General features: G+C 34.4%; 17 protein-coding genes. All 17 read right to left on the bottom strand.

The genetic code is table 11. The annotated features are described in order from the left end of the window. Positions 1-18: 18 nt before the first annotated feature. The 17 genes from SJY45_RS05710 to SJY45_RS05630 all read right to left on the bottom strand — a co-directional run bounded on the left by SJY45_RS05710 (position 19) and on the right by SJY45_RS05630 (position 23247). The gene (locus SJY45_RS05710; protein ID WP_289062457.1) at positions 19-1104 is read right to left on the bottom strand and encodes a GNAT family N-acetyltransferase; all 1086 of its coding nucleotides are present in this window, start codon (positions 1102-1104) and stop codon (positions 19-21) included. A 180-nt stretch (positions 1105-1284) separates the two neighbouring features. Then, entirely contained in the window at positions 1285-2334 is a 1050-nt protein-coding gene (locus tag SJY45_RS05705) for a peptidoglycan bridge formation glycyltransferase FemA/FemB family protein (RefSeq protein ID WP_215439970.1), read from the bottom strand. 318 nt (positions 2335-2652) lie between these two features. Beyond that, complete coding sequence (locus tag SJY45_RS05700) at positions 2653-3309, bottom strand: HAD family hydrolase (RefSeq protein WP_400073606.1); 657 nt, start codon at positions 3307-3309, stop codon at positions 2653-2655. Next, positions 3293-4261 (bottom strand): ATP-grasp domain-containing protein, encoded by a 969-nt coding sequence (locus tag SJY45_RS05695; RefSeq protein ID WP_400073605.1) that lies wholly within the window; start codon positions 4259-4261, stop codon positions 3293-3295. The genes SJY45_RS05700 and SJY45_RS05695 overlap by 17 nt, the downstream gene beginning before the upstream one ends. After that, on the bottom strand, positions 4258-5277 hold the full coding sequence (locus SJY45_RS05690; RefSeq protein WP_400073604.1) for a glycosyltransferase: 1020 nt from the start codon (positions 5275-5277) through the stop codon (positions 4258-4260). The genes SJY45_RS05695 and SJY45_RS05690 overlap by 4 nt, the downstream gene beginning before the upstream one ends. Then, positions 5274-5885, bottom strand: a complete 612-nt coding sequence (locus SJY45_RS05685) for a sugar transferase (RefSeq protein WP_400073603.1) — start codon at positions 5883-5885, stop codon at positions 5274-5276. Before SJY45_RS05685 ends, SJY45_RS05690 begins: the two co-directional genes overlap by 4 nt. A 156-nt stretch (positions 5886-6041) precedes the next feature. Then, positions 6042-7184: a glycosyltransferase family 4 protein gene (locus SJY45_RS05680; RefSeq protein WP_400073602.1), complete on the bottom strand. Its 1143-nt coding sequence runs from the start codon at positions 7182-7184 to the stop codon at positions 6042-6044. A gap of 22 nt (positions 7185-7206) precedes the next feature. Beyond that, positions 7207-8382 carry a glycosyltransferase gene (locus SJY45_RS05675; RefSeq protein WP_400073601.1) on the bottom strand — a complete coding sequence of 392 codons (1176 nt, stop codon included), beginning with the start codon at positions 8380-8382 and terminating at the stop codon, positions 7207-7209. After that, entirely contained in the window at positions 8354-9487 is a 1134-nt protein-coding gene (gene wecB, locus SJY45_RS05670; protein WP_400073600.1) for a non-hydrolyzing UDP-N-acetylglucosamine 2-epimerase, read from the bottom strand. The genes SJY45_RS05675 and wecB overlap by 29 nt, the downstream gene beginning before the upstream one ends. 104 nt (positions 9488-9591) lie before the next feature. Next, a complete protein-coding gene (locus SJY45_RS05665) occupies positions 9592-10725 on the bottom strand; it encodes an NAD-dependent epimerase/dehydratase family protein (protein ID WP_400073599.1) in 1134 nt (377 codons plus the stop codon). 30 nt (positions 10726-10755) lie between these two features. Further along, positions 10756-11187, bottom strand: a complete 432-nt coding sequence (locus SJY45_RS05660) for a sugar epimerase (protein ID WP_400073598.1) — start codon at positions 11185-11187, stop codon at positions 10756-10758. Then, positions 11188-12192 (bottom strand): polysaccharide biosynthesis protein, encoded by a 1005-nt coding sequence (locus tag SJY45_RS05655; protein ID WP_400073597.1) that lies wholly within the window; start codon positions 12190-12192, stop codon positions 11188-11190. 339 nt (positions 12193-12531) lie between these two features. Beyond that, entirely contained in the window at positions 12532-13737 is a 1206-nt protein-coding gene (locus tag SJY45_RS05650; protein WP_400073596.1) for a glycosyltransferase, read from the bottom strand. Between the two features lie 106 nt (positions 13738-13843). Then, positions 13844-15064, bottom strand: a complete 1221-nt coding sequence (locus tag SJY45_RS05645) for an oligosaccharide flippase family protein (protein ID WP_400073595.1) — start codon at positions 15062-15064, stop codon at positions 13844-13846. Between the two features lies 1 nt (position 15065). Continuing rightward, entirely contained in the window at positions 15066-16256 is a 1191-nt protein-coding gene (locus tag SJY45_RS05640) for a hypothetical protein (protein ID WP_400073594.1), read from the bottom strand. Positions 16257-16551: 295 nt separating this feature from the next. Further along, positions 16552-18417, bottom strand: a complete 1866-nt coding sequence (locus tag SJY45_RS05635) for an Ig-like domain-containing protein (RefSeq protein WP_400073593.1) — start codon at positions 18415-18417, stop codon at positions 16552-16554. 1539 nt (positions 18418-19956) lie between these two features. Beyond that, positions 19957-23247 carry a PKD domain-containing protein gene (locus SJY45_RS05630; protein WP_400073592.1) on the bottom strand — a complete coding sequence of 1097 codons (3291 nt, stop codon included), beginning with the start codon at positions 23245-23247 and terminating at the stop codon, positions 19957-19959. Positions 23248-23598 lie beyond the last annotated feature (351 nt).

Genomic DNA, 23598 nt, shown 5'->3' with positions numbered 1-23598 from the left:
ATCAATTTTGTTCAATATTTACAATTGTTGAACTGGTATTGCCTTTGCTTTTTTTGCTTGGCCTATAAAGTAATACTGTTTTGCATTGTCTCTATATACTTTTAAGTCTTTTGAACATTCATCATTAAGATATAAGAACTCAAAAGCCAATGATTTTAGTATATGGTTTTCCGCAGCTTTTAAATCAATTTCGGTTAAATCATGTGAGTGTGGCTCTTCGGAAATAGCTTCAAATTTGAACGCGGTCTGCGTTGTTGATACTTCTGTTTTTCTGCTCTTAAGCTTATAAGTTAGTCTATGTAATCTTTCGTTTACATTTTTCTCACGCAACTTCTGTTTTAAATCAAAAAAGGACTTTAGTCCCTGAGCCAATGTTTTAGCCAATATAGATGAGGAGTCATAAAAAATATGGTATTCAAAATCGTATGTTTTGTTGGACCATCTAGTTTTATAATCAAAATATCCTTTTGAGAAATCAAAAATCTTAATTTTTTCAGTTAGGCAATATTCAATTAGTTTCATAATAGTGACCGAGCCTAAATGGAATTTGGCATAATCAATATCAAAAACGGTAATGGCATCAAAAAGTACGGTATCGGAATGGTAGTTTAAGGTAACTCCAATGGGAGTATTTCCGTCATAAATAACGAACAAAGAAGCCTTGTTTTCCAGAATTAAGGGATAAGCAACATCATAATAAAACTGCCATTCTTCAGGATTGAGGTTATTATTTGTTATTTGTTTATCGTTAAAGCGTTTTGTAAGTAATTCTTTAAATGAAACAAAAACTGCATCGTACTCATCTTTAGTGATTTCACCAAAGTACATTTTGTAAGTAATATCAAAACAGGCTTCAAAGCGCTTTTTGTATTTATTCAATTTGTATCTGCTACTCTTACTGAAAGTAGCAAGCATATACTCGTTGAAGTTGCTATACTCTTCTAAATTTATTGCAAAACCAGGATATTGCTTTGAGCTTTGAAACTTGAGTTTTGAGTCAGCTGGAATGCTTATATCATTATTAAAATATGCTGGAACATCATAAATAAGAAAGACCTTATTTTTATAACCCTTACCATGTGTACTTTCTATACTGTAATTCATGCCCTTGGTTAGGGTTTTTCCGGAATTAATGTATAAAGGCAAGTAGCTTGAGCCATAAAAACCAATATTCTTAAAGCAATCAAAGCTCAGTGGTTTCTTATTTTGGTTAAAGTGTTTAGACCAAACGGAAACGTAGGTATCTGAGAGAAAGGGATTATTTTTTATCAAAACAGATTAAGATTAATGAGATTTGGGCATTTGGCGATATGCTGGAAAAAAATTGCTTTCACCATCATTTGTGCTGTCGCATAGCTGCTCTTCCCGCTTTTTAACCAAGTCTTTGTAGACTTTAGGATTTACAATCCATTTCCAAAATTTAGCCGGTCTGTGATTTTTGGAAAAAGTGGATTTAAAAGCGAATAAAGAATCACTTTTAACACCTTTTCCACCGCCAAGATTAAAAAACTTGTAGTTTTCCTCAGTAGCATCAATACGCATAGTATCAATAATCAGCTTAATGGCATTAAGGTTAACATACTCTTCCTTATAGCCGGATAAATGATATTGAACAATCTCATCGGTCTTAATAAACATGGCGCCACCTATAACTTCTTGGGTTTCATCTATAACACATAGTAAAAGTTCTGTTTTAAAGAATGAACTTAACATGAGCTGATAAAAATACCGGTCATTGAAAAAATAACTTTCATCCGCATTTACCCTACGCATGTTTTCGTAATAGATATCCATAAAGGTCCGAATATCTTCTTCAGAAGTACCTTTTCTGACGGAACATACTTTTCTGCTTTTGTTGATGTAAGTCTTTAAGCGACTACTGTATTGTTGGCGCTGTATATCCAACGGAAGGGTAAGGTCTATATAGACCACTTCTCCAGGACTTGAAATGTCTCCAATATTGGCAAGAATCTCTTCTTGATGGTCTATATAAGGATGAAGTCTAGAAAAAACGGAAACTATTTTTTGCTCAATAAAAAGCTTCTGTAATTCAATTTTAAATGTGGTATTTTCAAAGTTAAGGCTCTTGGTGCTGCAGAGTGGTCCAGCATAACCATAGACAGAAGTAACATCTTTATAGCATGTCCCTTCAATATCCCTTAGCATTAAAGGTATAATAATACTGGCCCCATCTTCTTCATAGTGAATTAGAATAGGTGTCTCGTCTTCGTTTTTTGAAAGGTAATGATAGTGGTAGGTATGGTAAAAGTCACAGTGGTCGACCATTTTCATGAGATCGTTCCATTCATTCCTTTCGGTTACAATTTCAATCATTAATGCAGGTTAAATGCTTGAGGTAGAAGTAATCTTAAACCTCAGGTTAGTGTTGGATTTCATTGTTGAGATTTCTCAATAGAATTTAACCGTAAAGCAAAATTTTGATTACTGATGTGGTGTTGGTTAGCAAATAACTTTTTCTTGAAGCCATTTGATAGTATTTAATTGATACTCAGTTACAAATTATCTAATGTAAACCTATTTTCGCATGGTGTAAAGATGAGTAAAATAGTATTATAAAATTACTGCTTTAAGGAGGATTTTCAAAAAAATAGGATAGTTAACTTTTATTCAAAAAATAAGGTGAAAATTGCTTTATGTTACGGCGATATCCCCAATTTTTTCTATAAAAACTTTAGGAAGATGGGTTTCGGTAAAATAGCGATAGCCATCACTATGAATGTTTAAGCCATTATCAATCAACCCAATACTGTCCCATCCTAAAAAATTAGGAGCTATAAAATCTTTCCTTACATTATCCGCTACATAGCAGTAACTATGTTTTGCAAAGGTTTTTTCTATTTCTAAGTAGTTGTTTTTATCAGGTTTTTCCGAGCCCAGCTCTTCAGAAATAATTATTTTCTCAAAGTAAGTTTCAATACCTAACGCTAAAAGCTTAGCTCTTTGGGTTTTGCTGCGCCCATCTGTAATTATAGCCAATTTACCTCCCTTATCCTTGATTGATTGTAGTAAAGGAAGAACCCCTGAAAATGGTTGTATAGTAGGATTGTGATTCCGGTAAAGGTTTATGAGAGCTTCCTTTTTGATATTACAAGTAGTTGCTAAATGTTCAAATACGTTTTCTTTATTTCTGTACATAGAGAACATTTGTGCAAATAGAGGCTTCCATTCTTTGGAATCCAATTCTTGGGCAATTGCACAATAGGCAGACCTGAGGTAGTCAATTTCATTATAGAGTGTATCGTCTAAATCAAAAACGATAACTGTTTTTTCATCAACCTTTATATCCATGAACTAGAATTTCATCATCGTATCGTATCATAAGCAAATCATTTTCCCAACAATCAAAGTCTTCCTCAATATGCTTACCTTGAGTAAATTCCTCAATAATCCATTTTGGATAATTGGCTCCTGATAAATAGGATAGGGGGTAGCCGCCACCAAATCTTGGGTTAATTTCTATAGCCCTAACCTTATCTTCTGTATTATGAACAAAAAATTGAGCTGTAAGACATCCAACAGCACCATTAACATGCGCTAAATTCTTCTTTATGTAATCAACCAAGAGATTCTTAACGGTCAAAGCTTTATAAACTTCGCCATCTCTGACTTCAATCCGTTTGCGAGGAACTACGCATTTTAGTTTGTTATCTTTTCCATAATATAAATCGCAGGTAAATTCATCATAAAAGTCATGGTCAAGGTACTCCAAGAACATGAGCTTATCATTTTCAAAATGATAGGAGGTCAAATCTTTTTCCTCCTTTATAAGATAAGTGTCTACACTACGACTACCGTCTATTGGCTTAATGAATAAGGGTAGTTCATAATTATCTTTTGAAAACTCTTTGGCTACCGCAACATTATGTTCCTCAAAAAACTTATGAATTTGTCTTTTATCCCTGCATTTGCCCACAAAATCAAATGAAGCTACTACAGGAGTAACCCCGTTTTTTTCTAAAAGAAGCCTATTCTGGGCCAGCGGTAGTAATTCTGTATCTATGGTTGGAATCAACAACTCAATATTTCTATCTCTAGATTCTTTTATGAGAACATCAAAATAGTCAGGATGTGTAACAAAAGGCACTTTAAAATAACCGTCGGCTATTTGGCAGGCTCCGGATAAAGTTGGATCGGCATCTGAAGCATATACCTTTGCACTAGGGTATATTTTTTTAAGTTCCTTTTGAAAAGCTCTGACAAGAGAAACGCGTCTGCCCGCAGAAGATATGAGAATGTTCATTGTGTTAAGGTGTAAAAAGATCGGAACATCTTTATGAATGGATTAATCAAAGGTTTTCTATTAAATACGAAAACCAAGCAAGAATAGCCTATTCCGTGATAATCTTCTCCTATGAATTTTTTTAATGGGTAAGCATCTATTTTTTCGAAGTCTAATAACATTGCCGGAATCTCCGAAACTGATATATCCGATTTCATTAAGCGTACCATAAGGAAAAAAACAAACGATTGCTGTCTGGTCTTTAATCGTTTAATGCATGCTTGGGCATTTTCATGCTCCTTAGGAACAGTTGCTATTAATTTATCAAATACATGAGCGGCGTTGGCATTGTCATAAATTACTTTATTGTAATGTTCCGGGCTCTTATTGCGCATTGCCGAAGTTGGTAAAATTCGGTATCTATGTACGTCTAAATTGGTATGTGCCATTCTTTTGGCTTGGCAGAACAGCTCGGCAGTGAGTATGGCATCTTCCATCCATTTACCTTCAATAAAACGGATCCCCGTATTTTTTATGAACTCTCTTTTTATGAGGTACCACCAGATTTCATTTTGGTGTTTCCTATGGGCCAAATAAGATATACCATCTTCAATAGTAAGATCATTTAATTTACTACCCAAGTTTTCGGAAACGGGATACTTTTTTTCTACAACAGACTTTGTTCTAAATGTAAGGATATCCAAACTATGATCTGAAGCTAATTTTAACAGCACTGGCAAAGTGTTTTCCGCTACATAATCATCTGGGTCCAAAAAATAAATATATTCGCCCTGTGCCATGTCGTAACCTGAATTACGAGCGGCCCCAACCCCAGCATTTTTTTTATCTATGACCTTTATATGGTCATTTCTTTTGGTATAGTCCATGGCAATTTCAAGCGTTTTGTCCTTGGACTCATCATTTACAATAATGATTTCATACTCTTCAGGGAGCAGGCTTTGCTTCAATAGGCTATCTACACATTCGGGCAGATAGAGTTCCATGTTGTAGCAGGGGATGATTATACTTAACTTCATACTTTACTGTTTCCCGTAAAAACTTCCATAGTTGCGCTTGAATCTGAACTAATGCCATCACTCTTGATAACCTTTTGGATAGTTAGAAAAAGAATTTTTAAATCTAACCAAAACGAGCGGTTTTCAACGTACCAAACATCATATTCAAATTTTTTGTCCCAAGAAATCGCGTTTCTTCCATTTACTTGGGCCCAACCGGTAATACCCGGTCTTACTAAATGCCTTTTTTTTTGCATGTCATTATACAGGGGGAGGTAGGATACCAATAATGGTCTTGGACCTATAAGGCTCATTTCACCTTTTAGAACATTAAGTAACTGGGGTAATTCATCAAGAGAAGTTTTTCTAATGAACTTGCCAATAGGTGTCAGTCTTACTTCATCAGGAAGAAGGTTGCCATTTTCGTCTTTTTTGTCGTTCATAGTCTTGAATTTAAAGATTTTAAAAATCTTCTCGTTTTTTCCCGGTCTTTTTTGAACAAAGAAAACGTCTCCTTGATTGGAGACGGCTAAGAACACTATGACAAATACGATTATTGGACCGGCTACGATTAAACCGAATAGCGCTATAAAAAAGTCCAAAACCCGTTTTATAAAATGTTTGTACATACTGGTTAAATATTCCTACGGCAAATTAACTATAATATTTTCTTTTTCATTGATCCAGATAGACCAATTACGGTTTTTATGGTTGTAGGGGGATATTCGGATTTTCCTTTCATGCTAAGCAGAAGACCAGAACTTTTTTTAATACCGTTAGAGCTTTTATAGCTGTTTTTCAATAATATTAAAAATATGGCTGTTAATTAGATTCACATCAAATTTATTTTCAGCTAATTTTCTGCTTTCTTGACCCATAATTTCAATTTGTCCTGGGTTGTCCAAAAAGTATTTCATAGCGTCTACAAGAGGTTTTTCTTCTTTGGGCGCAATTAAAAAACCATTTTTGCCCTCAACAACAGTTTCTTTACAACCAGGCTGCATGGTGGTGATGATGGGCATACCACTAGATAAAGCCTCTAGGATAGAGCGGGGTACGCCCTCTCTATAGTAAGTAGGCAATACAAAAATGTCTAATTCTGAAATAGATTTTGCTACATTGGTGGATTTACCATGATATACTATGGTCCCATTTCTGTCTAGTTCTTCAAGTTCTTTTTTTGAGACGGCAGAACTACTGTTTTCAGGAGGTTCGCCAATGATATGAAATTCTGAATTAGGATAATGGGGTTTTAATTCTCGCGCCCCGTTCATAAGAAGTTCAACCCCTTTTTCCTTCATTAACCTGGCTACAAGTACAAACTTAACAGCACTACTTGAGGAATGCCTTCTTGGTTTAAAGGGAAATTTGTCTAGGTTGATACCGGAACCGTTAACTACATGTAAAGATTGATTTCTTGCAACAATTTTATGGTTTTTGAAAAGTTCAAGATCGTCCGAATTTTGAAAAATAACAGCTTTGTTGGATTTTAGGGCTTTTCTATATAGAAACTCTGTTACGGACTGCAAAACTTTAGCCTTCGTGGTTACCCTGCTAAAAGTAAATCCGAGACCCGTAATTAGCGAAATTACAGGAATGCCAAGTTTCTTGGCAGCAAATGAGCCATAGATAACGGGTTTAATAGTGTATGGAAAAAGTACGTCTATTTTATGTGTTACCATTATGGTTTTCAGTTCCTTAATGGTGTTATAATCGCTTAGCGGGTTTAACCCGGTTCTTTGTAAGTTGAACGGTACGGGAATACCACCCAATTCGTGAACCATTTTTAATGTATTTTCATCAAAGTCGGGTCCACCACAGTATACCTTAAATCCTTTAGTTAATAGGTGCTTTATAAGGTCTCCTCTAAAATTGCTTAAAGAAAAGGAAGCGGAGCAGAGGATGAGTATATTTTTATTGGTATTCATAAAATCCTGTATAAGGAATTAATTAATGAACAGATTCCATTATTTGCGTATAGAATGAAGACTGTGTTCTTGACTTTAAAAACGAATCAAATATAGGTTTATTGGTTGTGGTATCACTTTCAAGTGCGTTTATAATACTATTTTTTAGTTTTTCCATGTCTTCTGTGGGGCATGTTTGGATGTTGGGAATATCTTCAATTCCGCCAGCACTTAAAGTTGCAACTATAGCAGTGTTCTGAGACATCATCTGTAATAGAACGTTTGGAAACCCTTCAATACGAGATGATAATACACAAACCTTAGCCCTTTTAAAGTATGCGTATACATTTTGGACGTAACCAGGCATATGAACTTTTTCATTTAAACCTAATTCATCAATTTTTTTATTTAGGTTTTCTCTTTCAGCTCCCTCACCAAGAATAATCAAGTCTAAATCATTACGTACTGTAGTTATATCTTTGAAAGCATCTATCAGAATATCAAAACCCTTAGCTGGTGCCAATCTGCCTGCGGCAACAATAAAATTTTTGGTTTTGAACTCTTTTGCTATGTTCCCGGTTCTTGAATTTATGTCTTCAAAATTGAAAGGATTGGGAATTGTTTTGATGTTAAGGTTTTTGGTAAGTGTAGGTAGCGCTTTTAGAAGTTGCTCCTTCATATAGTCCGTTTGAGTGATGACCAAAGAAGAGCCTTTATATCCCAAAGTGTAAAAAAGGGAGTAAATCTTTAATTTATAACCATGTAAAAGTTCAAAAATTGAATTAGATTCCCTCACAATTACTTTGGCCTCAACTACTCCTAACCTTTTAGCAAGGCCCAACGTGCCATTTATAATGGTTTGAGAAGAGAAAGTGTAATTAACGTTCTTATAATTTTTAAAAAACAAATAGGGCAGGAGGTAAAGGGCTCCTAAGAAATACGAGTTAAAAGGTAAATAGACTATATCATACCTTTTTTCTTCATCATGCCAACCCATGCTAGTTTTTTTGGATAGAACAATTACACGGCACGGATGTTCGTTTTGAGAAACATAAAGTGCCATACTTTTTACAATATGTTCGGAACCTTGGACACTGTCCGTAGGGAGCACAAAGAGCCAAGTATGTTTTTGAGTTGGTTTCAGTATTTTATAAGATATAACTTCTAAATTCAATTTAGAAACAACCGGTCTATTTTGACCATACAACTCGGTTGACATAATCTACGTAAGATAGAATGATTCGAACTACCTTTTCACTTACATTGGGTATTGAATAATCCGCCACAGGCCTAAAGTTGCGTTCGGGATTTCTTTTTTGAACTTCTAAACCCGCTAAGGCCTGTATAATACGTTCGGGATTCATGCCTACCATCATTACCGATGCTTCCTCCATGGCTTCGGGTCTTTCATGGGCTTCACGAATGTTTAAGGCTCGAAAATTCAAAATAGAGGATTCTTCAGAAATTGTACCACTATCAGAAAGTACTGCGAAAGAGTTGTATTGTAAAGCGTTATAATCTGTAAATCCGAGGGGTTTTAAAAATTGAATATTTTCATGCGTTTCAATGTTTTTAGAATTTAACATATTTCGCGTTCGCGGGTGAGTTGAAACAATAATAGGGTAATCATACTTTTCTGCAATTTGGTTCAGCGAGCTAATGAGTCCATCAAAATTCTTTGGATTACTTATGTTTTCTTCTCTGTGGGATGATACTACGAAGTACTTCTCTTTCTCAAGACCAAGTTTTTCAAGTACGTTTGACTTTTCGATTTTAGGAATGAACTGTTGCAAAACCTCGAACATCGGACTACCGGTTTTAATTATTCTGTCAGCAGGAAGGCCTTCTCGAAGTAAATATTCTCTGGCTATGTCACTATAGGTTAGGTTTATATCTGCGACATGGTCCACAATTTTACGATTGGTTTCCTCTGGAACACGTTGGTCGAAACATCTGTTTCCTGCTTCCATATGAAAAACAGGAATCTTTCTTTTCTTTGCAGGAATGGCACATAAACAGGAATTTGTGTCTCCTAAAACCAAAAACGCATCCGGGTTTACCTCTTCTAAAAGTGGATCGATCTTGATGAGAATATTTCCTACCGTCTCAGTGGCATTTTTACCAGCTGCATTAAGAAAATAATCAGGTTTTCGAATTCCCAAATCATAAAAAAATATTTCGTTAAGCTCATAATCATAGTTTTGCCCCGTATGTACTAAGGTGTGCTCTATGGCATTATTAGCGTCTAAGGCGTTTAAAACACACGCTAAGCGGATGATTTCTGGTCTTGTGCCAACTACAGTAAGTACTTTTAATTTTTTCAAAAGATTGATAAGTTTAAATTATTCCTACAAAGCTATTAGCTTATTCTTATAACTTTGAAAATTTTGTTATTTTTTCGTTTAATACTTAAAGTATCGTGTCCAAATCATACATCCTCGAAATAGGTGTCTGAATCTTCGGGGTTATATGGTTCATTTATCCAAAATAAAGTAATTAGTTCCTCATCTCCTATATTTTTGATATTGTGAGTATACCAAATCGGCATATCAACATAAGCAGGTTCATTTCCGTCAAGATAATAATCTATGACCTTATCCGTGCCTATTTTTCGTAACTGAATCAATGCTCTTCCACTAATTACCGCAAAACGTTCAGCTTTTCGGGTATGAAAATGATTGCCCCGAGTAACCCCGGGAACAGTAGTCGAGAAAGAAAACTGCCCGCTTGTCTGTGTTCTTGCAATTTCTACAAAACTTCCTCTTGGGTCACTATGTTTCGTGAATTTTACAGGATAATGGTTTTCTGGTATATAGCACCGAAATGTGTTGAACAAGGCTTTCTCAAATGGATTTTCCAAACTCGGAAATATTCCATTACCTATATAGTCAGACTTATATTGATTGAGCAATTCCAGTATGCGAGAAACTTTATTTTTACTCGTAGGTTGAACTACCAGTTCTGAACCAAATTTACTTAAAGGCACAGTTTCTAATTTATTTTTAATTGTATTGATAAAAATGGAAACGAGTTCATTGATGTAAATCAAGCCAATCTCGCTATCTTGTATAATAGTTGGTTCCTCTCCTCGCGCTACTTTATGACAAAAGGTGGCAACCACTGAATTGTAGTTTGGTTTTCCAAAAGGGCCAAAAACATTGGGAACCTTTAGAGAAGTAAATGCCGCCTCGGTTTCAGTTGACCATTCTATAAATTTCTCTTTTCCTTCTTTTTTCGATTTCCCATACAGATTATCATGGTCTTCTTGAGAAGAAGAAGAAAAAATTATATGTGGAGTTGCAGATTTGTTTTTACATGCATTTGTCAATGCTTCGACTAGGGCCACATTTGTGTTGTAGATGACATTCATGTTTTCATGACGGTTCAGTGCAGCTAAGTGAACTATAGTATCACACTGCGCCACAAAATTTCCAAGAGCCTCTGTGTCTTCAAAATATGCTCGTTCAAATGGAATCAATTCCACAGTTTTATCTAAGGTGAGGGTGGTATACAAATGACTCCCTACGAAACCCGCTTGCCCTGTTATTCCTACTTTTATCATCTATGCTGAATTTATCAGTGTGCGTTTAATTCATTGCCAATTTGCGGACCATTGATCTATAGAAAAACGATAATCATCATTTTTAGATTCTTCCAAAGAAAAGTTTGAAAATACGATCAGCTTTGAATTTTCAGTTTGCGCTTTAAACGCTGTTGCATAACCTCCTGAAATTTCTAATACTGATGGAATTTTTGCATCAAGCAAAAACTTTTCCGCATTTATGCTTGGTGAGGGAGAATCGAAATCATTTACTCGTACTATATTCATTATAAAACTTCCCGTGTTACAATAAAACCATTTTTTTTCTTCTTGATGTGCCTGCCACCCTCTTATAATTTTAATGTCACTTGGAGATATCTCGTACATGCGAATAACTTCGGTCATGTCAAAATCATTAAAAAAAATCAGTCCTCCACGTTCATCTGAGAAATTAGATCCTTTAATTTTCTTATGAAAAATCATCTAAAGTTTTTCTTTGATATAGTCGAGATTAAGAAGCGTTTGCTTTAATTCTTGACTAGTCAGTTGGTTCGTATTGTGCGAATGATAATCTTCAATAGCACTAATGTCAGTTTCCCCTTCAGAGAAATATCTGCTATAGTTCAAATCTCGATTATCGGCGGGAATTCTGTAGAATTCTCCCATATCTTCGGCTTTCTGCATTTCTTCACGAGTGCACAAAGTTTCATATAACTTTTCACCGTGTCGGGTTCCAATAATCTTAATATCATTGTCGGCATTAAAAATCCCCTTAATAGCATTTGCCAAATCTCCAATAGTACTGGCGGGTGCTTTATTAACAAAAAGATCACCTTGGTTGCCATTCTTGAATGCAAACAAAACCAAATCTACCGCATCTTCTAGAGACATTAGGAAGCGAGTCATATTTGGGTCAGTAATCGTCAATGGGTTTTTTTCTTCAATTTGCTTTACAAATAGAGGAATCACGGAACCTCGAGATGCCATTACATTGCCATACCTAGTTAAACAAACAATGGTATCATCATTGGGAATGTTTCTTGAAGCAGCAACAGCTACTTTTTCCATTAAAGCTTTGCTAATACCCATAGCATTAATTGGGTATGCAGCTTTGTCGGTACTAAGGCAGATAATTCGTTTTACTTTGTTCGCTACGGCTGCATCAATAGTATTCTGAGTGCCAAAGACATTTGTTTTGGCAGCTTCAATAGGGAAAAATTCGCATGAAGGAACCTGTTTTAAAGCCGCCGCATGAAATACATAATCGACACCGCTCATAGCCCTTGAAATGCTATTATAGTCTCTAACATCACCAATGTAGAATTTTATTTTTTCATTTTTAAGAGTATTTCGCATATCGTCTTGTTTTTTTTCATCTCTAGAAAAAATGCGAATTTCTTTTATATTGGTTTCAAGAAAACGATTAAGTACGGCGTTTCCAAAGGAACCGGTTCCTCCAGTGATTAACAAGGTTTTATCTTTGAACATGGTATGTTTTTTATAAATCGAATATTTCAATTACTATTTAAATTTATAGATGCAGAACTAACGTATGACATCTTCATTTTTCAAATTTAACTAGTTTTTTGGTTGATAAAATAAAATTAGTGACCAAAAAACCTAACTATCAAACTTGAAATAGATTTTTTTATTGTTATTGATTTCATTCATAATCTTTCTTTAATTTAAAAAGTCTTTAGAGTTGTAAAGTATTCTTTTAGATTTATATTTTAAGTTCGGGTTATTAATTGTATACATTAAAGGAAGTAGTCTTATTTTCATAATTAAAGATGTATTCTTGACTTCTTGTAAATATGAACTAATTTGTTAGAGTTTTTTTTTATTGTTCCCATTAAAAAAATCTCTAAGAGGTTCTCTGAAATTTTGAAAACTAAACTCATCTTGAGATGTTTTTTGCGCATTACTAACAACCAATTTCTTAACATTTTCAAAGTTGTTAATAATATACACTAACTTGATATACATGGATTCATTGTCATTTGGAGGCACAATAAAACCATTTACTCCATCTTTAATATATAATCCATTATCGCTTATATCTGTTATTAATATTATTTTTTTGTGATTTAGATAGTCTGAGAGTTTTGTCGAAAATCCATAGTTGTTTTGCAAATTATACCCTCTTGGAATAACTAATAAATCTTGTTGTCTTAGGAAATTTGATTGCTCCTTAGGGTCTAAATTACCATAATAATTAAGAGTATCTTTCTTTTCTGCAATTTCCAACATTTGACTGTAATATTTGTCTTTTGTTGGCCCACACATATTGAATTTTATTTTATGTTTGTTCTTTGTAAGCTTATTGAGCACATTTATAAATTCAACTAAGTTCTCTTTACTAGGTATAATTGAACCAGAAAAACCAATGTTGAAATATCCTTTGGTTGTATAAACCGAATCAGAAATATAAACGTCTACATCAGGATTTGTCAAGATAGGAATACGGATAGTATTACGGTTAAACTTTTTACCATATTTTTCTATCTCCGTTGAAATACAAATTAAACCATCAAAAAATACAAGTATGGGTTCAGTTAAGGTGAAAATTGTTTTAAACACAATTTTCTTGACTGAGTATTTTAGTTTTTTGAAGGATAAAACGTCATGTACTGCTGAAGCGTGTTTTCTAACTTCATTTAGTTCGTAAAAGACGCTGCGATTTTTAAAGAGTTTAAGATATACTATAGTTAAAAGCTCTAAAAATACAAATGTCATGGGGTATATTAAAAACATATTTTTTCCGGCTTGCTTTCTTGAAAAAGCATCTAAGCGTCTGAGAAAACCGAATGTTTGGAATATATTTTTTGTTGTTTTTTTTTGGTTTAGAATGTAAACATTAGGGGAAACCTGAGAAAAGTCCTTTTTTTTAAATTCTGTAGAACAACAGGTAATTAAATAAACAGTATGATTTTCACCTGCTAAAGCTTTAGCGTAGTATAGCATCCGGGTTTTGGCTGCACTATTGTAGGAAAAATCACAATTACTAAATATATAATAGTTAAAGTTATCCATTTTTTATGAAAAGAAAGATTAAAATAAGTTCAACGCTTTGTCTTAGAAAATAATTAAGAAACTAGCTGTTATATAGGATGATATATCTATGGGTTCTTTTTAAACTTTATTGTTCTTTGACAAACCTACGGTAATAATAAAGCATGATACAAAAATATAGTCCACTTGCTAAAATTTTTGTTAAAATAGCTCCATTGATACCAAAGAACTTTATAAGTAGGGTGTAGCCTAAAATGTTCGTAACTCCAACAAAATAAGCCGCATTTCTAAGTAATTTGCCTTGACCTTTCGCTCCAAGAAAACGATTTACTAAATCACCAAAACCATGAAATATAAAGCCTAAAATTAAATATTTAGATATATTGGCAACTTCTAAATATGCGGTATCATAAAAAGTAACAATAACAATATCAATAAAAAGATAGAATATAAGTAGCGCAAAAGCAGTCCCAAGTATACTAAAGTAAAATACTTTATTTGGGATATGTGTAATTGCTGCAAATTGCTTGAAAAATATAGTACCGAGCACAGATGGAATTACAAGTAATGGACCGCAGACGGTTAATGCAAGCATGAAGAAACCTACTTGGGAATTATTCATAAAATAAGAAATACTAAGACCGGCAATATGAGTTGTAGCTACGCCAGCAAGACTGCCATAATAGATAGGTCTACCATTATATTTGTTTTCTTTTAATAGGCTTGTAATAAGATTCTTTTCGTATTTAAAATTAGGTTTGAGTCTCGAAATGACAATTAGAAAAGTTATTAAAAGTATACCATAATAAAGTGATAAAACTATTTCAGCATTAATATCTATATTTAGATATGTTTTTGCAATATACGCTGAAATAAGATAGACTATAGACGGGACTACGCTTATAATGGATATCGTATATATATGGTGTAATCCCTTCAAGATTTCCGCAAGTGCCAAGTGCCCCAAAATCACCAAAACTATAAAGAAATTTGTTCTTATTGTAGAGGAGAGATTATTGTCAAAAAAATAAGGTTGGAAATAAGAAAAACCAAGAAAAAGGACTATGCCAACCGCAGAAGTAACCACAAAAATGGTGGTAAAAAGTCCGATGTATTTTCTTTTCTCCTCATTACTTGTGTTTATAGCTAATAATCGAGAAATAGAAATAAAAAAACCTACCGAAACTAAACTAGCAATAAAACGGGCTACAGTTTCTATAAATTTATAATCACCAAAACCTTCCGGACCTAAAATTCTGGAGTTAAAAATACTAATTAAGAAACCAAATGCTATTGCTAGTATGCTAGCGCCATACATTGTCAGTATCTTTTTGTACGATGATTTCATGTTAGGTCTTTGATAAGCTAAACTTGTATAGTACTCGCCCTAAAATTATACTCATAGTAAAAAAGAAAAACTCAACGGACATAGTACTGTAAATTGCTAAGCCAGTCAGTCCCAAAACCCATAAAATTAGGACAAAGCATTCGACCTTAGTTTCATAATCTAGGTTTCCTTTTATTACTAAAATAACCGGAACAATGCAAGTCAAAAAGAAATAACAGAGAAAGGGTAGTAATCCACCCCACCACAATAGGTAGAGCCACTGATTATCAACGGCCGTCCATACCTCATTACCGAATTGGTAGTAAGCAAAATGACCTCTTCCTGTTACTAACTCTACAAAATTCAATTGATTTAGAAAAACATTTAATTGTTCGGACCTAGTGTCATTAGTACCTCTATCTATCAAAAGGTCCAATGATGTCTTAAATACCGAAGTATTTAGAACTAAGTAAATAAAACCTAAACTCCCAACAAATAAAAGAACCAAATAGCTCGCCTTTTTTTTGGTGTTAAAGAAGTCAAAAAGTAATGTAAAAAAATATATAAGTAAAAATGATCTAGTTTGGGTGATTAGTGCAAGTAAAATGCCCATGACTATAACAAATATCCTTGCCCACTTAAATTTTTTTTCATTTTTCAAAATGAGAAAAACATAAGGTGCAATCCAAACCATATTTGTAGCGTACACTCTATATTTACTCAATGCTTGACCTCGCCAAAACCCTACACCAAAATCCAGAAGATTATAAATACAAAGACCAGAAATAAAAATAGCAGATATTAATGCAAATTTTTTGAACGATTCATAGCGGTTGTCATTGTAAGAAACAAAAATTAGACCTAAACAAATCCACGTGCCTATTCCTCTATTAGACATAAACTGAGCCATATCAGAAAAATTAGCTCCACTTAACGAATAGTTCAATATAATCGTTAACAATAAAAGGAAATAAGCAAGAAAAATAGATACTACGTATTTGGTCTTAGCCGCAAAAACACTAATAAAAGTTGTAATAAAAATACAGATAACAGAAAATATCCGTAAGAATTTTTCAGGACCAAGAGCAATTGAACCACTGGTCATTGATGAGTATAATCTTTCTTGTGCAAAATATACATACAAAAGGCCAAAAAATAAGCCTGTATATAAAAAGAATGAAATTAACTTTTCTTGATGACGAGATTCGCTCAAATTATAGATTTAACAAGTTGTTCCAGAAAGATACCAAGCGTAATGCGTAAAATAGACTTTCGGAATTATTTTGACATAGTCCTTAGTTAATTTTTTCTGAGTCTTAATTACGTTATTACCGTGCAAATTTAGCGAATTTTATTCTAGATTATATCATAAACGAAAATGTCAATTTATATAGAGTATTCTTAATGTGAAATGATTTCAGTTTTACAACATTTAAAAAGTTTATAATCTGTAGCTTCAAAAAATCTAGTTACATTGTAAGGTTATGCTTTTTTGACGAATTATTAATTTAAAAATCAATTAGATTGATATATTCTTCGAGATTTGTGTACCCATTATTATTTGCATCAATATTGTGATCAGGTTTTTTTGGGTCGCTACCAGCTATTAACTCCCACTCATCGGGCATCCCGTCTCGATCTGTGTCGTAATTTTTGTTACGAATATTTAATGGAGTAGAACTTATATTTTGATGATATTCAATATAATAAGAAGCCTTTAATACATCATCAGCCTTGGAATGTTTGTTTACAGCATTTGTTTTTACATAATTAAGAAAAGTTTCGTCTATTGAGTCATAATTAGAAGAAATAGATCCGTCTGCATTTAACCTTTGAGAGCATCCAGCACTGTTTTTGCCTACTTCTAAGGCTTCTTCGGCCGTTTTTAAGGGAACTGGATTTCCTAGAAGTTTGAAAGGGTTGTCTGCTTTAAAATCATAGGGGGCTTGATCCCATTGCTTTAATCCTGCATGAGGGCCAGAGTTGACATCAAATCGCATTCGATACATCCGCCAATTATCATCACCGGCATTAAGAACCCCGTTGATTACATTACCGTTTGTATAAGCCATAGCATCTTGTTCAAATCTTAGGTCTAACCAATGAGCTCCATGTACTGAAGAACCTAAGACATTTTTAGATTTATTACCTCGTTGATAATAATTGTTAATTTCATTAAATCGTGCTGATCCTTGTCTACAAGGAAATACATTGAGATTTCTGTCCCAGTTATGTACTACATTATTAATGGATTCAGCATTGGTCGCACAAACATTTGGAAATCGATATCCTGAATTGACAAAAACGTTATTGAGCAACGACATTTCTGAATCGATAGAGGCGTTACTATCACCAAGAATCATACCTTTATGACTATCAATAACAAGGTTGTTTTGAAATGTTACATCATCACTATTACCAACAATGCTTACGGCTTCATCTCCGCCCCAGGCTATGGACACATGGTCAAATATTGAATTTGTAATATGTATCAGGTTTAAGGCATCATATCCGGTGTTTTTGTTATTGCCTGCGCTTATATGTTCTGGTATATATTTAGGTTTAAATCTGATATATCTCATTATTATATTGTCGCATCTATTCATTAGAAAAAGTTCCCCAGTTATAGTAATACCACCTTGTGGAGCGGTGTGCCCTGCAATTGTTAAGTTGTCCGAGCTTGTGGTTAAGTTGGACTTTAATTCTATAGTTCCAGAAACGTCAAATACGATATATCTATTAGATTTGCTAACAGCATCTCTAAAACTACCACTTCCACTATCGTTTAAATTAGTAACGTGATATACGGAGCCTCCGCGACCACCACTTGCGTTTGACCCAGCTCCATAAGCTGAAGGAAAAGCTTTTAATTTTCCATAATTTTTATTTATCGTTACAGTAACGGTTCCTGTTTGGGTTTTTGTGGTGTTGTCTTCATTTTTTGTTTCAGTAGTATATGTAAATGTATCTACAGTCTCGGATGAATTTTTTGGAGTTGTGTCATTCACGTTAGTAACTACATCATTGACAGGAGCTTCAGGCTGCTCTATTAGTTCTTCATTAGAACTTTGATTCTCTTCATTATTTTCATCAAGGTTAGTGTCCGGAGTATATGTTATAGTTTTATCTTCATTGGTAGTAACATTCCCATTGGATGGAATTGATATATTAGTTATTTTGACGTTCTCAATATTGTCGATTCCATCGTTGGCCAGGACATCTAGTACTATTGGAGCATTAGTTGTGGAAACAAAGTAGTCATCTAGTGCATGACCGATAAGTTTAGCATCTTGCGTGTCAGCAACAATATAATCAGAGAGTAAATCGGTATCCTTGCTACAAGAAAAAAATAAAAATATAAAAAGTATGGACATAAGTAACCATATGGCGTTAGTTTTAAGGCATGTCATAAGTAGGTCAAGGTTTTAAATTCAATAGAAACGGGTGCTGATTTGGGAATGAACACCACTCTATTTAGAGTTTTTGTTTTAAATTTCTTCTTATATGTATAAGGTATTAAAATTGAGATTATTGCTAAGATGCATTTTTTTTCGATAAAGTGTATTAGCTGTTAACAAATAATGCGTTTCATCGGGAAAAGTGCAAATAAGTAACGAAACAAATTGATAAACTTTTTTAAGAGTAAAATTAGATTGACCTTGCTCATTAAACAAGACAGTTTAAAAGCAGACAAGTTGTTGAGAATATATGTTCAAGTTTAAACGATTATTTACTTATGAAAGGATTAAGGAACTCGGAATCGAAAATCGTATTTGTAATCAAATAAGCAGAGATGGAAACCAGTGGGCAAGAGGTGCGTTTCAAGGAAGAGAGCTTTCAGTCCACACTTTGCAATTGGAATATAAAATATGGGGTCTGGGCTTTTCTGAACCTCGCAAGTTTTAAGGGTTAGTAGAGGAGAAGTCTCGGTTCAAGAAGCTTGTGCCAACCTTAGTCTCGCTAACCGGATATGGCATGATGTTTTAATATAAAAATTCTCGGGTCGTTTCAAAAAATGTAGGAAGGTCGATAAGATTAGGGTGGAATACAGAGTATTTGTGGAACCTTTGTATGAGCTGAAATTGCCTCAATGAAAGTGATTTCTTGCTGAGGAAAGGGAAATGATAATCTATTGCTTATGTGAATGAGATAGCCTCCGTAAAGGGCTAAGAGTTTATACATCATATTCTTTCTTAGAAGAGAGGGGCGATTAACGATACAAGTGCATGTATAGAATCTATTGTGAAAAAAATGACTTGACTCGAGAAATAAAAGGTCTGAATGGAATTGTTTGGTTTAGTAAAGACAATCTGTAGAGGAAAACTTTTCTACTTTGAGCGAGTATTGAGTATTGATTTTTTGATTGTGATCTACTGTGCAGTATTAAATAGTTCAGGGCCTTATCCTTAGTCAGTATTTAACCTCAAAACTTGGTCATAGATGGCCGGGAATTCGCAGAAAGAACCGACGCTCTTCATGCTTAGGAAGCCTGAGAAACGAAGTGTTATCAAAGCAAACCGGACAACCAAAGTGAGTTCATGTAAGATATTAAGCATATGGGTCTACGAAAACAATATCGAACTTGATATCTTATGACCGCGAAACCTACTGATAAACCTTTTGACGCAGGGTTCAATGATTCGTTTCGGGAGAAACATCTCAATACAATCAGCATCTTTTAATTGGAAGATACTTGAAAAAGTCCAAAAATTTGGAGAAAGAATTAGAACAGCTCTAAATCGAGTACTTCGCTGGGGGAAATGTTCCCCAGCGAAGTACATTAAACTTAATAGAAAACTTCAAAATCTCTAGGTAGGACCTGTGCTAGACCTTAGTGGACGCCGAATTTACCAATATTTTTTAATTATCTGATTTACAAGGAAGATGCCAAGGTTATATAATAATTCACAAATTTAGTATTCAACAACTTTTAGTGAAGCACTGGAAGAACTGCCTAACCTATTCATATTATCGTGTAAACGAATTCCTCGAGGTGATTTTACTTTTATTTCCCCTTTTATGTCTTTAAGGTGCCAGTTGCTATTTGTAGGGCCATAAAGTTCGAGAGAAGGGTCCTTTCCGTCATAATCAATCAAAACATTTTCAAATGTAAATCCTCCCATATTAGCGTTGGATTTGTTCCCGTAACTAAGGAGGCCTATGTGAATAGCGGGAAGATCACTTGCTTGGCTTACATTTTTTATAACTGCGTTTTTAACAGTAACATGATAGGCTTCCCATGTTTTTTTCGTGTATATGGCGGACCATTTACTGTTTTCAACTCGTAAACCATCAAAAACCACATTTCCTTTAACTGGGTTAGTACGGTTGTTTATGCTCATGCCCAAATCTATTTCTGTCTTGTAAAGACGTGAATTAGACGAAGAGAAGTTGTTGCTTAAGTACATATTTTTAAACGTAATATCAATGGGTCTAGAAGTTCCATCAAGATATGTGAAAGCTAAAAGAATTCCAGGGCCATAATTATCTTTAACGGTGCAATTTTCAAATACTATATTTTCAAGTCGTTCATATTTAGAATTTGGTTCTAAATCTATTCCAGCTGCAGGGTCTTTTCCAGATGTAGCAGAGAAAGTACTGTTTTTGACAATTAACCCGTCAACTGAGGTAACAGAGATACCTTGTCGTTTATTGTTTGTAGAAATAACATCTTCGATTCTTATATTCCTACAATAATCGTTTACATCGTATTGAGATATATAGATGCCATCTCCTCCACTATCTTGAATTTTTAACCCTTTAACTGTAATGTTGCTCGAACCTATTATGGAGAGAGCATGATTTTGTTGCCCACCATTTTCATTTTTATTCATTTTTAAAGTAGCTCCATAACCGCTAATCGTCAAATTACTAGAGTGTACAAATTGTAAGAGTCTATCGGAGGTTCTAAATGCTCCACTTTTAGCACGAAGAGTAACTCCGTCTTCAAAAACAATTGTTTTGTTTTTGATATCTCTAAAATGAAGTGGTTCTACAACCCAATCACTAGATTGCTTGTCTACAATGATTACACTATGAGAAGAGTTAATAGCAGCTTTAATTGCTGCGGTAGCATTATTGGAGTTGTAGCCAAAAGTTGATGCTTTAACACCGTTTGACGGATTGTTGTTGCTTCCACTTCCGCTGCTTCCACTTCCGCTGCTTCCACTTCCGCTGCTTCCACTTCCGCTGCTTCCACTTCCGCTACTTCCACTTCCGTTATTAGATTGATTGACTTTAACGTCAATGGTTGTAGTATGAGTAAGGCCCTCGGCGTCTTTCACGCTAAGCTCAACTTTGTATTCTCCAGGATTAGAGAAACTATGCGAAGGGTTCCTATTTGTTGTTGTAGACCCATCTTTAAAATCCCAAAAATAACCTGTAATACCATTATCATCAGTTGAATTATTGGCATTAAATTGAACATTTAAAGGAGCCGTTCCAGTTAAAGGGGTGCCAGTTGCTACTGCTACTGGCGCTTTGTTTTCTGTTTCAGTAATCGTAATTGTAATGGTTTCGGAATCTTTTAAACCTTCTTCATCAGTTACCGTAAGTATCACATTATAAGTTCCCTCTTTTGTAAAGGAATGTGAAGGATTTGAGCTTGTAGATGTACTTCCATCTTTAAAATCCCAAAAATAGCTTTTTACGGCAGTGTCATCGGTAGAGTTACTTCCCTTAAATTGAATTTCTAATGGAGCCTCTCCCTCTGTAGTGTTTGCAGATGCTTTGGCTGTAGGTGCTTTATTTTCTTTTTCGGTGACAGTTATAGTAACGGTATCTGTATCCTCTAATCCATCCTTATCTCTAACGGTCAACACTACTTCATAAGTGCCCGCTTTTGTAAACGTATGGGAAGTAGAGGACGAGCTTCCCTTGTCGCCGTCTTTAAAATCCCATAGGTAACTAGTTACTCCAATATCATCGGATGATTCTTTTCCATCAAAAGTAACTTTCAGTGGGGCTTCGCCAGAAGTTACGGAGGCTTTGGCTACAGCAGTAGGAGCATTGTTTTCTTTGGCTTTTACCGTAATCGTAGTTTCTTCTGTATCAATTTTTCCTTGTGCATCTTGTACTGTAAGCACAACTTTAAAGGTCCCGGCTTTCTCAAAGGTGTGTGAAGGGTTAGCTTCATTAGAAGATGAACCGTCCCCAAAGTTCCATCCGTAATTTTTAACTTCTTCATCGTCACTGGAATTATTCCCTGTGAAATTTACTTTGAGTGGAGCTGTACCTGAAGAAGGTGATGCATCTACTACAGCAATAGGGGATTGATTTTCCGTTGAAATAGGAGTATCCGGCTCTTCCTCTTCTATAACCTCAGGCGTATCATTACTTGGTGTCTCTTCTTCTTCTTCTTCTTCTTCTTCTTCTTGATTCGTAGGCTCTTCCGGTGTTTCGCTTACTGGAGAATCTTCGTCATCTATAGATGGAGCCAATGGTGCTTCTGTAGTTGGATTTTGGTCATCAGAGACTATACCTTCAGAATCTTGGGGAGCGCTATAGGTAATGACCAGTTTTGGGCCATTCTTTGAACTATGTTCTTTTGACGCAAAAGCCAAATCATTTCCATCTTCGTGTTTAAGTACTAACGTAAGAACTTCTGGATTTAATTTTTCTTGATCTAAAATAATCTCCTGTGTTTGATTCACATGATAATCATCTGTTGTGAATCCTAATAAAGTATCTGATTTAGGTGCGGTTATTTCTGATATATCATGTTCAGACCAGTCAGTTGAATCCCCTTTTAATACAGAGATAGTTCCATGTCCATCATCTGTACTTATAGTGAACTCTAGGTGAGCCTCTTCTAAGATTCCGCCAATAGAGTCAATAGGGCTAATATCAAACATTAAATAACTTTCTCTATGTCCTTCATCAAGACGAATTAAATCTTGATTATATCCTTTACCACTTTGTAAATGTGCATCATGAATAGGAGTAAACACAGTTGTTCTAATCTCATAAACTTTTTCCTCTACAATTTCTTCTTCTTCAGGAAGAACCGCTTCTTCTGGAACTAATTCCTCTTCCGTAATTTCTTCGGAAGCTTCTTTAGTATCTTCTTTAATTTCAGTTGATGGGTCGGCTAAAACAGCATCTTTTAGTAATTCACTGTCTTTACTACACGATATAATAATGAGTAGAAAGATGAAAACGAATCCAATAAAATATTTGCTAGGAACGGTGGGGTGAAATTTCATAAGTGGGCTAAAAAGTTAAATTTTTGTCAAAAAAATTACAGTTATCAAATTGTATTGTATCGGTCAAAAACCAAATTAGTCGACAAAATGCAAGCGGCCAAAAATAAAAACAAAATCTTAAAAATTGCTTTTATCGATAAAAAATATATAAAAATCGATGAAGAGCGCTAAAATATGTTAAAATGTACCGTTTGTCGAATACATGATACAGTACGATAATGTACCATGTTGTAGACGTTACCAAGTACAATTTTTAACATTTAATTAAGAATAAAGTCGATGAAATGCGCAATATGGTTAAATCTTAAGTTGATAAAGCCTATTTTTTATTGCAGTATTTGTCAATGTATT

It is taken from the genome of Zobellia russellii, assembly GCF_044597075.1.
Classification (GTDB): domain Bacteria; phylum Bacteroidota; class Bacteroidia; order Flavobacteriales; family Flavobacteriaceae; genus Zobellia; species Zobellia russellii.
This window is presented reverse-complemented; position numbering and strand designations above follow the sequence as displayed.